The organism is Rhodococcus globerulus NBRC 14531 (assembly GCF_001894805.1).
GTDB classification, from domain to species: domain Bacteria; phylum Actinomycetota; class Actinomycetes; order Mycobacteriales; family Mycobacteriaceae; genus Rhodococcus_F; species Rhodococcus_F globerula.
This window is the reverse complement of sequence record NZ_BCWX01000006.1, coordinates 22249-36707: the sequence shown is the minus strand read 5'-3', so window position 1 is coordinate 36707 and position 14459 is coordinate 22249. Positions and strand designations below refer to the sequence as shown.

Below are 14459 nucleotides of genomic sequence, written 5' to 3'. Positions count from 1 at the left end.
CTGTTCAGGCAGCCGGAGTGCCGGCGGCGTAGCGGTTGGGGACGTCGATCGGCAATCCGAGAAGTCCGCGAAGATTCGTATCTGGATACGCGGTACGGAATACGTTGCGCTTCTGCAGTTCTGGTACCAGCCCATTCACAAGCGTGTCCAGATCGTCCACGGCAACACCGGGTCGCAAACGGAAGCCGTCGATCCCCAACTGCTGCCAGCGGAGAAGGTGATCGGCCAATTCAGCCGGCGTGCCGGTGAAGATCAGTGCATCAGAGCGGTACTGGGTACCCGACGCATTGTCGAGGCGTTCGAGTCGTTCTCGACCCGATTCCCCTGCTGCATCGAAGAACACAACAATGTCGCCGTAAACCCGGAGCGGTTCACCCGAGCGCTCCACCCGTTCCTGCGCCGCACGCACTTCGGCGAGAATCAAGGGCACCTGACCATCGTCGAGAGGAGTCACAAACACCAGATCGGCTGTTCGAGCAGCCAGCTCGTACGGAACGCGCTGGTGCGCCAACGCTGCGATGATGGGCTGCCCCTGCGGCGGCCGCGGAGTGACCGACGGTCCACGGACGGATAGGTACTTGCCCTCGAAGTCGATGTAGTGCAACTTGTCTCGATCGATGAATCGTCGTCGCTCCACGTCACGAATTTCGGCGTCATCCTCCCAGCTGTCCCAGAGACGCCGAACCACGTCGACGGCCTCTGCTGACTCGTCGAACAGATCACGCACGAAATCGGGAAGGTTGCCTGATACCAGCAACGCCCGATCATCTTCGGTCAACGCGGGGATATCGCGCCGGCCGAAATGCGTGGCCTCCGCTTCGGACGCTGAGACTTTCACCTGCCACCCAGCGCGGCCTCGCGACGTGTAGTCGAGCGTTGCAACAGCTTTGGAGACATGGAACGGCTCGGTATGCGTCGTGGTGATCGTCGGAATCAATCCGATATTGCGCGTCACCGGTGCCAGCCTGGCCGCCACGAGATGCGCGTCCAGTCGAGCGCGCACACGATCGACCGCGTCACCGACGGGCTCGAATGGGTTGCCCGGCACGGAGAGGCTGTCCTCGATACTCACGAAGTCGAGCAGACCGCGTTCGGCTGTAGTCACGAGATCTGTCCAGTACGACGCGGTGAACAGCTCACTCGGACGCGAATGGGGTTCTCGCCAGGCCGCCGGGTGCCAGCCGGCGCCGTCAAGCGCTACGGCGAGGTGGATGGGAAGGGTGGAGGTCATCGGCTTCTACTCCTGTTCGAGGACTACTCGGGAGCGCACAGTGCCGGCCGCAGAACCGTCAGCCCTCTTTCACTGACGGGTAGTGCCGCAACTGCCGCTTGCGACACACACCACGCGTGTCGCCAGGTGTGATCCCGGGGCACCCCATCGGCATGAAGGGTTGCCGTCCAGCTAGCCGGTCCTTGTCGCTGGAACTCTGCACCTACCGTGACGGTATCGGTTCCGCAGCCCGCCCACGATCGACCCGAATTGCCACCAGAGGGCAGAAACCATGAACCACCTGCCACAACACCCCGCCGAATCTTTTCATTCTCAAAGATTCAAAAACCTAGATCGGGACATACAAGGGACATCTACCTCGACACAGCTACGACTCGTCGGAGCGGCGCTTCGAGCTACTCCGACGAGTTCGCGATCGACGAAGGCCGCTGGTAACCCTATCGGTGCGCAATCGCACGCGGGAAACTAGCAATCCGGCCCTGTCCACGATGTTCCCGCGGCCGAGCGCTCCCTGACGTACCTCGGCATCGGCCGCCCGCATCGTATCGTTGATAATCGATGTCAGCGCCGTCCAATCAATTTGGTGCAGTGGCACACCCGGGGAATCGAACTGCGGAAGCTCCAGTAGCGGTGGCAACTCCGGCGATGCAATTGCGTCGAAACTGCCATACAGCCAATTGAACTCGGGTCCTTGCACCACTCGGTCGGACAGCACCGTCGAATCAAGACCGGTCATAGCCTGCGCAACCCCGCCCAACTCGGGAACCTCGACGAAACGCACAGCGGGAGGATCGAAGGCATACACGATGTCGCTGGGCCGCTCGGTAGTTCCACTCGGATTAGACGCGATCAAACGGAACTGCCCGGACTGTTTCAACGTCACTCTGTACCTCGACGCACTGATGTCGAGTTCTTGAACCTCGCCCCACGGCGTTTCGAGGTTCAGCCTGCGGTGTCCCTGGACGTTCCAGGTGAATTCGATGGATTGATTTCGAATCCCGTGTTCAGGAACCGCACCGAACATCTCGATCACCGGCGGAGCCGAATGCGCGATGGTCTCCGAGTACAGATACGCGTACCACTCGACGGCCGACGGGCGCGCTCCCGGATCCGACCCCAGCCCCCGCTCGAACATCTCGATTCCACGGTGGTCAACGCGTCCGACCAAACCCGCCAACGACGAAATCTCCGACGCCTTCGCCGGCGCCGCACCGAGTACGTCGCGAAATATCAACGCCAGTTTGAAGAGATCAGTGCCGACGTCTTGAACTCTCGCCTCGTCAACACATTCCGGTGGTGTCATCCCGTGCGAATGCACTCCGGGTCCACGCCACGGAGACTCGGCGGCGTGCATGAACTCGGAACCGATCATCACAACGTCGATGGGTGAATCGCTCGTGACCACGCGCAAGGGCCCGATATCGCCGAACACGACGCCTCGAGAATGGAGGAACGCCGTCGCGCGCGCGATCTGAGCACAGTAAGCCGAGCGCACGATAATGTCATCCGGTTCGACAATCACCGATGCACCCACATCCCTTGCGTGCGCGGGATTGTTCAGCCAGTCCAAAGTTCGAGCTACCGTCACGACCCCCGAATGGGGTGTCTGCACTCGCTCCTCGAATCGCGCCGGAACCACACCGGTCAAATATCCCACGGCGACGCCGTCCGACTCGACAAGTTCGAGCGGCCACAGAAATGACGCGTCGAGCGTCGAGCGATCCTCAGGAGTCAGATGCGCACGAAAATCGATCAGCCAGCGCACATTTGCGGCAACAACGTCGCTCGCGTCCTCGAACGTGCGGAAGAGAGAGCGGAAGCCACGTCCGACGCCCTTCGGAGACTTCACCTCGAAGGCCGGAAGACCTTCTGGTGATTCAACATCGCGGAGAATGCTCAGGGCAGTGACATCAACGCTCATGTCCGCCCCACCAGGAATTGCACACCGTTACGACACCGCATATCCCACACCTCGCATCGCTGCGCTCACGCCTACACTTCCGACTAATTCGCCGCACCATTCCCCCGGGCGTTCGAGTACTCCTCGCACGACCGTCTGACAGGTAGTGAGAAAGAGCTCCGGCGTCAGCGAGCTGTCAGCGACCGTCCTACGACCTCTCGGCCCCATCCGATCGTGCACCTTCAGCAACGCTGACGTCGCATCATCCCCGATCAGCCACACCAACATCGCAGGTGCCGTGGAGATTTCAGTGCTGCCTGGTTGAGCGAGGATGGCCGCAGCCGAACCGACAACCACCGACACCACGGTTCGAGAAGGTCGCTCCAGGAACGGCCGACCCACTTTGCCGTGGGCACAGTCGACCAGGCTGTTGAAGGACACATGTCCACCGACGTGAGTGACGCTGGCAGCAAACATGTCCGAGAGGATCGGGCGCCGTGCACATTCGTCGGCTATCCACTGCGTCAGCTGTTCGAGAAGATCCCGAGCCAGCTCCTTCGCGTCGTCGTCGACCACAACACGAACGTCGATGTGCGAGCGAACAATCCGCTCGATCTCGAGCTCGGTGCTCATTGCTGCATCGACTCCGGTGGCTGCAGGTGTGAAGCCGGCCCGTCGGCCCAGGTCGTCTCGGACATCCAATGCGGCAACGGGCCGGCGGGCGCGCTGCCTGTGGCCGGACTCTGCGGATACCCTCCGCCGATATACGGAGCCGTCACCGGGTTTCGCGGCTTGTCCAATACCACACCAGGCGCTGACGACCTTGACGTCGGTACCGGCTCCGGTCGACGGGTCTCCACGTCCCTCGCCCCGCTGTCGGGACTTACGCGGGCCTCAGCGATCAGACCACGTTCCCATTCACGTAGACGTTCGGTCGACACACGTTTTGCATGCCGACTCCATTGCTCGAGTGCTTCGTCGACTACCTCGGATTGGTGCGCAACCACAGTCTCATTGACCTTGAGTACTGTTTCCTGCTGCTTGCTGATGCGGTCCTGCTCGGCGTCGAACTCGGCATCTCGGCGGAACTCCGACACCCGTTTGCGGGTATCGATTTCCTCCGTCGCATCTCGCTTCTCTTCCTCCTCGAAGGCTTCGACCAGCTCGTCGTACGGCGTGCGGGTGCCCGCGTTGGCCATCACCTTGAAGAGGACCGGAAGGAGTTCCATCAGCATGAACAGAACGGAAACCGCCAGGTGGGCCATGCCCGCTGTCCCGTCGCCCTCCGTGAGGTCGTTGAGCGCCTTGAGTCGCGCGATGATTCCCTTGTTGGCCTGCTCTAGCGCGTACGACCCGTTCTGGGCGCCGTCAACTTGGGCGCGCAATGTCTCGACATTCTGCTCGACGGCAGGCAAATCACGTTCCGCGTCGGCGACGGCTTTCTCACTCTCCTGCAGCAGAACGTCCTTGAGTGTGGCTACGACAGTCGCCTTTTCGGCTTCCTTCGCCCTGATCTGCTCGAGCGTTCCCTGCCATAGTTTCTCTGCCTCGCCTGCAAGCCGCTTCTTCTCGACACACAGCGCAGCACAGCCCGGCACGCCGGTACCGGCCGTGCCTTCCTCTTCCTCGAGCGCCCTGGTCATTGCGGCGTCGTAATCAGCTTTTTGTTTCGCTGCCGTCGCCTCGAGCTTTTCGATCTCGGTCTGGACCAGTCCAACTTCCGGGTTGGCTGCCGGGTCTGCTGTGGGGCCGGCGTTGATCAACGCACGCATCTGAGCCAACTCGGTTTCCGCCTCGGTGAGGTCGGAACTCAACGTCGAGTCCTTGAGGTCGGTCCTCAACTGCTCTTGCGATGCAAGGATATTGCGGTTGAGCTGTGTCTCGATTTCACTCTCGAAAACCTTGAGCATCAACGGCGTCGATATGACGAATCCGATGACAATCGCCAAGAACACTCGCGGCAACGCCATCATTACACTGCGTCGAATACTCTTTTCGCCGGAGAGTCCGATCACCAACAACCTGTCGAGGTTGAGAATCGCGAGACCCCACACCAGACCACCGGCGATGGCGGCCCAGCCTGTTGCAATCCCTGTGATCGACAATGCGTAGGCGGCCGAGATTGTAGCAAAACCAGCCGTCGTCAGCAGAACCGAACCCATTGCCGTCTGCTTGGCGACCGAGCCTGGAAGTCTCTCCAGAACATCGACGCGTGAGCCCGCCAGGCGCGCAAGATAATACTTCTTCGTCATACCGATCCATTTCAATGCCTTCGAGGGAAGTCGAAGGCTATTTGTTCAACCGACCGAATCTGGCCAGGGTGAGGGGAAAGAGGATGTAAATCATGGTGAGAGAACACAACATCGGTAACGCGGTGGGCATCTGCCACATCCGCAGGTACCCCACTGCCGAGTAACACGAGTTCGCTACGGTGGGTCCGGTCCATCCTTGAACGAACTGGCATGGCGCGTACGACGGCCACGAGGGTGTGGATCCGAAGATCGCTTCCGGCGCCGTCGCCCCTTGCCAACCGTCCGTCATTTCCGCCACCACCGTCGGAGCGGCCATCGCCGCGAGATCACCTCGAAAGAAGACTTGTACGACGGGGATAGACAGCATCGCGGAGAAAAGAACGATCACGAGATAGGTTGTAGCGCGGTATATCCGACTATTCGGCACCCCCGAACTGATGCCTCGCAATCCAGATCCGATCCAGCGGTGCAATCTCTGCACGTAGAAGAGTGAGGCAACCGCGACGACGTACCCGAGCGGACGCCACAGGATCGACCCGAACGCTATCGCCGAAAGGACCGGCATCATCGTCACCACCAACAACGACGCAGCGTAAGGATCGGTCAGGTGACCTCGTACATCGACGATGCGGCGGCTAGCAAGATCGATCACCCTGGGCCGTCCACGACAACGCCGTACGACGTCGCCAACTCCGCGAGGCCGCCGTCGTATCCTTGCCAAACTGATCGCGCTCGCCAACGACCTGCCCGCATGTAGAACTCGCCCACGATCATCGCCTGTTCAGTGGTGCCGTGCGTACAGATCGAATCGGCGATCGGAACTTCATTGTCGGTCAGGACCATTCGCAGAGGATTCAGCTGACTGAACGACCCGGGCCCCGTGATGACGACCCCCAAGGCAACGCGGTGATACCGCGCGGCCAACCCACCGAAATCGATGTCGACGCGCTGCGCCTCAGGTGTCAGCACGGACAGCGCAACCGCGCCTGCGCCTCCCACCGCGGAGTTGTAGAAGACAAAATCCTCGTCGGTGCTGACTGTGCGGTTCTCATCGAGCAGGAAGGCCACAAGATCAACCTCCAACTGATTCGACATCGGCTGCGTCCACGACACAGAGCATCCCAATCGCACAGTGTCGGGGGAAAGATCTGCCGCTTCACCCATCAGCAAGGTTCGAATTTCCGGCTGAGCCACAACAGGATTCGGGGTGGGGGCCTGCGCTGGTTCCGGCAATCGGATCAACGGATCTGGGACGTGTAGGGCAGGCTCAGGGGCAGGACCCGCAGTCAAGCGATCACGCCACTCTACAGCCGCGTCGCGGCCGCAACCGCCCGCGACAGTACCGACGGCAAGGTTGAACAGTTCGCCCTGCTCGACCAGCTCCCAGGGTGAGTGCTCTCGGATAACCTCTGCGGCCGTGCTCATCGATTCGTGCATGTCCGGCCTAGACGCCACTGTCATCGCCAAGGGCCACAACCGATGCAGCGTTCCGGTCGCAAATTTCTTGTCTATCGACTCCTGCAGTTCGAATGCCGCGAGCGCTGTCGCAGAGTCAACGAGTACCGCCTCAGCCAGGAGCGACCAGTGCGTGACAGCGACCGACGTCCCTCGCTCGCTCTGATGCGGGTCGACCGACATCTCCCCCAGACTGCAGTTGTCGTCCTCTCCGATCACCACACCACCGGATCCAGCCCACAAGTACAGATTTGCCATGGACACCGTGATCAGGTGTGCGCCCTCGCGAACCTGTTCGCGGCCTTCCGCGTGCTGGTACCGGATTACTTCCGAGCCGCTGGGTGCGCACAGCATCGACACTGCGCCGAACCATAGCCGCCCCACGCGCTCGTCAGCTACTCCGAGGACAACAACAGGACCGCCATCGATCGCCGCACCTACCCCATCGAGGAGCAGACTGAGCAATCCTGTTCGCCAGGTGCCTGATTCGAGCAGGAAATCGAGGATCTCCGCCCGCGCTTCCATACCCGCCCCCGGAACCGAGTGAGTCATGACGTCACTGCCAGTGCCACACGCTACGGGTTGCGAGCACCCAACGAACCGGATCGAGACATCTGAAGGGCGTGATCCCACTGGCGTGCAGGCGATCCCCTACCGGGGATTCACCCAACGCCGATACCGCGAAGTATCGGTTGGGCAGTGGGCGTCCGGTATGCGGCTGGTCCACCGACATCACCATCGGAGTTGCGTCCAGCTTCTTGAGGAGACTACGGACTTCTTGGTTGAGAAGCTGACCATCACCGTCGTGATAGGGCGCCGATCGCAAGCTGAAATCCCGGGAGAACGCGGCGCCGGGGTTCGACATGATCCGACTCCAATCGCTTCCTTCGACGCTCTGAAGTGACTGCAGTGCATCAAATTTGGACAAGATTATGGCGAGGTTGGGTGTTCCCAACCCGATGATGCCGAGGACCGTGCGCAGCACTGTTCGGGGATCTCCGCCGACCCGTTCCTGCGTCGGCACCAAATCGTGTAGTTGGTTGGTGACCGATTCGACTTTCAACGGATCGAACATGAAGAGCACGCCGTCCGCGTGCGCAAAGAACTGCAACCAGGGAGCCCGCGCGTTTTCCGGGTTCTCCAAGTCCTCACCCGCGACGTCACGGATCACGAGAATCTGCGAGACGTTGTTCCAATGACCAAGGCTGAAGATCAGGGGTTCGCGTTGATAGGGATTACCGGTGTGCGCAGCGGGCGTCGCCTCGAGAATTCCTCGGGCCTCGTACAGCGGGGTCTCGTAATGGTCGCGGTATGTCGCCTCAGTGGTGCTGTCGAAGGGTTCGACAACGGCACCCCAACTCTCACCCAGCAATTGCAACTGCTTGATCAACACCGCGATGTACACGGTCTTACCCGTGGCCCGCGCTCCCGCCATAGCGATGCAGGTGACCTGTGCGTTGCGCCAACCGTCCACAAGGACGTAATGGCAGGTCGGGCACACTTCGCGAACAGGTCCACCCAGCTCGAGTTCTGCGTGTTGCGGCGGCGGTGCCCAGCCAGCGTGTGCATCCACCGGTCGGCGCAACTCGATGATCTTGCGCGAGAGCACCTGACCACCGTGATACGCGCTTGCAACAGGATCGGCCTCGGTTGTCGTACCCGACGCTTGTGTCCAGGCAAAATGATCAGAGGTCAGGCTGACGAAACAGCGCGGGCACTTACTCACGAGAAACCACCGGTGGTCGAGTCGGACACAACAGGAGACAGTAACTGCGAAACGATCCGAGACAGTTCACTCGAGTCGGCCTCGAGATTCGCCACCGAGCGCGGAGAGATGACAGCGCAGTACGTACCCGCCGGAATTGATGCCGGTGCCACATCCGACAGCACTACCAACTGGCGAATAGTCGACGAATTCGATACCCCCGCAACAAAATCAGCCGGTACCGCGTCAGTGATCGTGTAATTGATGTGCCTCGACGTGGCGGCCGCGGGCATGGACGGCACAGACTGAAAGCCCACACCCATCGAGGCTGAGTCCAGAACGCCCTGAACCACAGGCTTCAGATCCCGCAGCGCGCACTCAGGTACCGGAGTCGATCGGGCGCCGAGCACCGACACAGTCGGTGCAGCGTCGCCGAGCACCGTGGACACCCCCGCCAACAGATCCACGACTGTTGCAACGCTCGAGTCATCGAATCGATGCACCATCGACATGGAACTGTCGATATCGATGCCGACCGAGTAGCAATCTGCGTCGCGAAGCCGATCGGTGCGCAGAATTCCGCGGGCACTCGACCGAGCAACTGATGCCAGCTCGCCGAGCGCGACGTCAACTTCTGTTCTGCGCGCAGCGATCTCGAGCGACTGGGCACCAGGGGTGATCGTCGCCAAATCGGCACGGTGCAGTCCCGACACGTCCATCGGGCGAAGCTCCGCTCGATCCGGGTCGAGATCGTTCTGACTGTCGACCCCGATCGTGACTCGCAGGACCGTTCCCTGAGGAAACGCGATCTGCCCATTGGCAGGCCTTGCCGACACAGTGGTCACGTCCGCGATCCGAGGAAGAATCATCAGACCCGGACGTGGATGCACAGCGCCCGTCGACTCACCGTGCTGCGCAGTCGCGGACAGCTCGACGCCCACTCCACCGGCGTCGGCGCTGACGGCCAACGGTCGGCGCGGAAGATCTACTCTCCCAGCTCCATCGAGCACATAAGCGGGCATCAGCGCTTCCTCTTTCCCAAATTGAACAACTTTTGATATTCCTTCGATGCACGTGTTGCCACCGCGAGATGATCGAACCAACTCCAGGCGTGCGGCCGATACTGATCGATCACGGCCTGTGAATCCACGATGCGCCGACGCCGCACTTCGTCGCGGAACATGTCGGCGATCGGAGACGGACCCTCTCGGTCGAAGCCCCGGAGATCCGACAGCGATTCCCGTGCCAGTGATTCGAGAAGACCGTTCCCGTTGTCGGCACCGAGACCTACGCGGGTCAGCACATCAGCTTTGAGCCGCTTACTTCGCGGCGCGCCGCTCGTCATGAGCATGACTGTCGCCAGGAGCCATTCACGATCGATGATCCGCGAGGTGATCAGTTCAGTGATATTGACACCGACATAGTCGCTCGATCCGAGGACCGACCGTCTCAAAGCATCCGCCTGAGCGGCACCTACAAACGGAACAAATGGCGCAGCGTATCTGTCCCGAGCCCATCGGGAAGCGAAGAGCAACAACATCATTCGATCGACCATGTCGCCGGTCAGCGCAGCGATCTCCGCAGCGCTCATTCGGCAAAAGTCGACGAGAGCGGGTCGCATCCGAGTTACCTCGAACTGCAACTCTGCACCGAACTCTGCCCACCGGCCGCTAGAGCGCAACCGTGCCCACGCCACGGCACAGTCATCCTTGCGCTGATTGGGAGGCGTCACAATCACGCTGCCGTCGCGGCGCGTATCGGCTTGGGTCGTCAGCAAATGAGCCGCAGACCGAGCAAGATCGACCGAACCTTGATCACCAGTGTGTGACAGAACTATTCGTTGAAGAAATCTCGGCGGGATGATGCCGGGAAAGCGCCAAGCCAATTCTTCGAGATCTTCTTCCGGTATGTGCGTCGAGGTGAGAAGCTTGCTGGCATCACCGACCACAAATCCGCCGTTGTGCGCCTCCCACAGAACCCGCCACAACGCCTGCGGCACAAACTGTCCCCACCCGTTCAGCTCATGCTCATCAGAATTGTCGAGCATCCGAATCACCAGATCAGAAGCCAGTGCCACACTGGACTCTGCCACTACCTCTGCGTTCTCCCGGATACTCCCGTCGGTGGGAAGGTCGTCGACTGGCAGCATCCATTCAATGACCGCCTTGGGCACACGACTACCCAGCGGGCGACTGACTAAGTACGCCGCACCCGTGCCATCGGTAAGGCAGCTCCGGAGCAGCGCCCTCAGCGGAGCCTCGACCGACAAAACATCGCGCACGAACCGCGGTGCCACGGAATCGTCCAAGAGAAGCGGCACTACCGCCAGGTCGACAAGTTTCTGGACGACGTTGACGATCGCGTCATCCACGCGGCCGGAGTGCATGATCAGATCTGCAAACCGAAGTATTTCGACCTCGACGAGGAATGGTGTATCCGAATCGGCCGGTGAATCCTTGCCCTCGAGGCGGTCGAAGAAATCTTCCGCTGTCTTCTGAACATTCGCCAAAAGCCGCCGTGAGGGGTGCGATTCGAAGTTGCCGAACAACTTGAGTTGGGTGCCGGATCCCATCGACCAGCCCGGATTGTTACGGACGAAGTGCAGGAACGCAGTCCACCGCGCGTCGATCTCGGCAGGAGTGGAGATCGGCATCGCAAGAATATTGTGCAGATTCGGTTCTCCCGACTCCGTCGCTCCAGGTACATGCCCGGGTGCGCGAGCAACGGATACTGCTAGCGCCGCCGCCGGTTCCGGCAGCTGAATCCGTCGCAGCGGCTTGGGGGCACCGTCGAGCACTCTTCGCGCTTCGACGTGTGCATCACTGAAACTGTTGTTCTCGGACACGAGCGCAGCAAGAGGCCAAGCGATTTCGGCGCCGCGAACGGGATCGGTTTTCGCAATCTCGTCGAGCTGCCCCAACGCACCGAGTGCGGTCTCAGCATCGAGGAGAACCGTCTGAGCCAGAACCGACCATTCCGATACCTGAACCTCGGCGTTGCGCTCGGTTCGATGCGATTCGTGATTCGATCCGTCGGCGGCGCCCAGTTCGCCGAGGGACGGAGTTTCGACTTCGCTGAGTACAACCGTGTTCTCCGGCAGTTCCAAGTCGGCCAGATCCTCGATCGGCACACACACCACATGCGCATTCAGGGCGTCGATATCCTCCGCGCTGGGTCTGCGTTCGTAGGTAGAGAAGTAGAAGTGGGATGCCGCCGACGATGACATCAGCGCACTCACCGCGCCGATCCACTGTGCGCCGCGGTCAGGACCTTCAACCCCGAGAATCACCGTGCCGCCGTGGTGCATTGCGTGATTGACCGCATCGAGCAGAACACACAACACACCGATCCTCCAGACCTCGGGATCGAGGACGAAGTTCACGATCTGCGACAGCGCCACCGATTTGCCCTCGGGGAAATCCGCAGTAGCGCCCAATGTCGAACCGGCAACCACATCGGCCCCGTACGGCGTCAGCCACCCGGTCGAGTGCCACAGGGAAATCGGTCGACGCAGTGGCGGAAGATCCGGCGTTCGATCTACGAGTGCGTGGACGAACACATTGCCGGGGCGACCCGAAGCATCGGAACCGGCCGGTGCGGAATGCCAATACGCAACGGCACCTGCCGGCAAAGGTCCGTAGTGCAACCGGCGCGGCCGTGAATCGATCTGTTCTTGCGTTGGAAACTGTGGGGGCGCAACAACTGGCTCGAGTCGAGTGTTGACGCCCGCGCGCACGGCCTCCTGCTCGTTTTCGTCCAGATCGCCTGCGAGATCTTTCACCTGCCAGCCGCCGAGCACCTGCCCGCGGCCGACGCTTGGCCGGTCGAACGACGTGTACGTCAACTGGCCATACCGAGGTGCGGCAATGTCCGCGCGTGCGATGACTACCGTCGGAAAATCGCTCCCGGAGAAGAAGTCACTACTCATCCCGCCTGCCCGGCGGACGGATCTCTGTTGTCGACCCAGAGCTTCTCGACAGACGGATCGATCAGGGCGAAGGTGCTTCGATGGCTCGGACGGAGGTCGGCGAACAGGCGGATGTATCCACAGAGCCCCCGTACATCAGCACTCCACGTCGCTGCTCGATCTGCTCGACTGAGTTGGTGAGGCTGAAACTGCTTCGAACGCCCGTTGGCTTCGGATCCAGCCGACCATACATCCACCGCAATTCCGTCCGTCGAGCTCAGAGGCAGACGATGTGCGTTGTACACCAACACAAACGGCGGGGAACCGTTCGTATCACGTTCCGGCGCAAGAGTTATGTCGACGGTGGAACCAGCATCACGCAGCGCCACGTCGTACTGAACGCGCAACAATCCCGGATAATCCACGACACTCGGAGCACCGAGCACCTTGGCTCCTGCGGTGTACGACACGGGGACCACATGCACCGAGCAACCGATAGCCGGCAACTGCGCCGGGAAATGCAGCCCACCGTCCCGCTCGTACTTGCTCCTCGAAATCTCGTGCCCCGCAGGCTGAGCCAATGCACTCGCCGAATCCATGTCGCGGGTGCTGACATATACCTCGATGGCAGCTGCGCCGTCGGGCCAGGCGAACGTGAGAAGTTGTTCTGCGCATCGCTCTACAACACGCAGATGCCGAACCGCACCCAACGGACGGGTAGCCGATACCGTCTTCCCGACCTGAACCGTATTGTCGAGCGTCGTCACCGGCGTGAAGTAGGCGCGTGTCCACCCTCGTGGCCACGACACCCCGGCCATCAGGCAGTTCCCGGTCTGAGCGCCCTTGATCGGATGAATCAGGCGGGCATCATTCGGCAGTCCGCCGGACGCTTCCAACGCGCCTTCTGCCAGAACCGACTCCTCGATACCGGGTTTCGGTCCGCTTTCTGTCCGGTAGATGACAACCTTACCGACCGGTGGACTAGTCCACCGCAGGTCGAATCGTGGCTCATCGGCGTCACCGTAGGTATCAACCGACAGATCGTGCACAGGAGACAATACGACTGAGACTTGCACTACTTCTTCGACGGGTGGCGAGAGTTCGGTTCCATTGCCTACTGGCACCTCGCAGATCGCGCGATAGAGATAGCGCTGACCACGCTCCGCGCTCGAATCCACGAAACCGCCGAGATTGTCATCGTCGGGATGGATTCGAACCTGACCACCGGCACCTGGACCACCCGCAATCGCCAACCGCATCACGCGGACGACCTTGACTCCTGGCCAGGTGTCCCAACGGCCGATGACGGTGCCCTCGTCCTCCGAGATAGCCAAATCGACTACAGGACTAATGATCTGAGCGGTACCGAGGAGAATTGGCTGTTCAGAAGCCGCATCGTCGATTGTTCGCCCGACGTGGCACCACACCTGAACGAATCGCACCGCCGAACTCGGCCCACGGAGATCAGTCAACGACGTATCCGTCGTGACGCCGAGTAGCTCACCCACCTCCGGCTTGTATGCCGGATGTTCCTCGCTTGAGACGACGCGATAGAGGACAACAGCGCCGGAGCCGGCAGCGTGTGCTTCCCACTCGATGCGGTGTCCACCCTGCGACTTCTTCGCCGTCAGCTTGGTGTCGCTGTTTCCGTCCGTCGAATAGTCGAACTCGCAGAAATCGTCGGTGCTCAGATCTACCAAATTTGCCGCAACCGGTGACTGTGAGACCGCAACGTCCTCGACAATCGCCGCGTCGGCCGGAGTTGTTCTCGGCGCGGCCGGATCCGAAGCCTTCTCACCCAGTCCGGCAATGACATTCGCAATGTGCCCGGCCATCGGCCTGGCTGTGCGCGGCAGCATCGATTCGATTTCTGCGCTCGTTCTACGATTTGATCGCGCAATCTGCGTGAGATGCGCATCCTTGATCACGCCGATCTGCAGTTGGTCGGCGGCAATCGCGCCCGATCGCCATTGCTGAAGTGCCTCGAGTACCTGTGCGCTCATCGCTCA

10 protein-coding genes and 1 riboswitch are annotated in these 14459 nt (G+C 61.0%); all 10 genes read right to left on the bottom strand.

Annotated features, from left to right (window positions below):
- Positions 1–4: 4 nt before the first annotated feature.
- The 10 genes from RG2_RS25940 to RG2_RS25895 all read right to left on the bottom strand — a co-directional run bounded on the left by RG2_RS25940 (position 5) and on the right by RG2_RS25895 (position 14453).
- Positions 5–1231 (bottom strand): LLM class flavin-dependent oxidoreductase, encoded by a 1227-nt coding sequence (locus RG2_RS25940; RefSeq protein ID WP_033235997.1) that lies wholly within the window; start codon positions 1229–1231, stop codon positions 5–7.
- Positions 1232–1320: 89 nt separating this feature from the next.
- Positions 1321–1434, bottom strand: a riboswitch (SAM riboswitch).
- Between the two features lie 164 nt (positions 1435–1598).
- The gene (locus tag RG2_RS25935) at positions 1599–3152 is read right to left on the bottom strand and encodes a protein kinase family protein (protein WP_033235996.1); all 1554 of its coding nucleotides are present in this window, start codon (positions 3150–3152) and stop codon (positions 1599–1601) included.
- A gap of 27 nt (positions 3153–3179) precedes the next feature.
- On the bottom strand, positions 3180–3764 hold the full coding sequence (locus RG2_RS25930) for a hypothetical protein (protein WP_033235995.1): 585 nt from the start codon (positions 3762–3764) through the stop codon (positions 3180–3182).
- Positions 3761–5383: a DUF4407 domain-containing protein gene (locus RG2_RS25925; RefSeq protein WP_033235994.1), complete on the bottom strand. Its 1623-nt coding sequence runs from the start codon at positions 5381–5383 to the stop codon at positions 3761–3763. Before RG2_RS25925 ends, RG2_RS25930 begins: the two co-directional genes overlap by 4 nt.
- Before the next feature lie 37 nt (positions 5384–5420).
- A complete protein-coding gene (locus tag RG2_RS25920; protein WP_033235993.1) occupies positions 5421–6035 on the bottom strand; it encodes a hypothetical protein in 615 nt (204 codons plus the stop codon).
- Positions 6032–7390 carry a TerD family protein gene (locus RG2_RS25915; RefSeq protein WP_080711817.1) on the bottom strand — a complete coding sequence of 453 codons (1359 nt, stop codon included), beginning with the start codon at positions 7388–7390 and terminating at the stop codon, positions 6032–6034. Before RG2_RS25915 ends, RG2_RS25920 begins: the two co-directional genes overlap by 4 nt.
- Positions 7391–7394: 4 nt before the next feature.
- The gene (locus RG2_RS25910; protein ID WP_033235991.1) at positions 7395–8564 is read right to left on the bottom strand and encodes a TRAFAC clade GTPase domain-containing protein; all 1170 of its coding nucleotides are present in this window, start codon (positions 8562–8564) and stop codon (positions 7395–7397) included.
- A complete protein-coding gene (locus tag RG2_RS25905) occupies positions 8561–9565 on the bottom strand; it encodes a hypothetical protein (protein ID WP_033235990.1) in 1005 nt (334 codons plus the stop codon). Before RG2_RS25905 ends, RG2_RS25910 begins: the two co-directional genes overlap by 4 nt.
- Entirely contained in the window at positions 9565–12471 is a 2907-nt protein-coding gene (locus RG2_RS25900) for a GAP1-N2 domain-containing protein (RefSeq protein WP_051730664.1), read from the bottom strand. The genes RG2_RS25905 and RG2_RS25900 overlap by 1 nt, the downstream gene beginning before the upstream one ends.
- Entirely contained in the window at positions 12468–14453 is a 1986-nt protein-coding gene (locus RG2_RS25895; protein ID WP_033235989.1) for a SaeA-related protein, read from the bottom strand. The genes RG2_RS25900 and RG2_RS25895 overlap by 4 nt, the downstream gene beginning before the upstream one ends.
- Between the last annotated feature and the right edge of the window lie 6 nt (positions 14454–14459).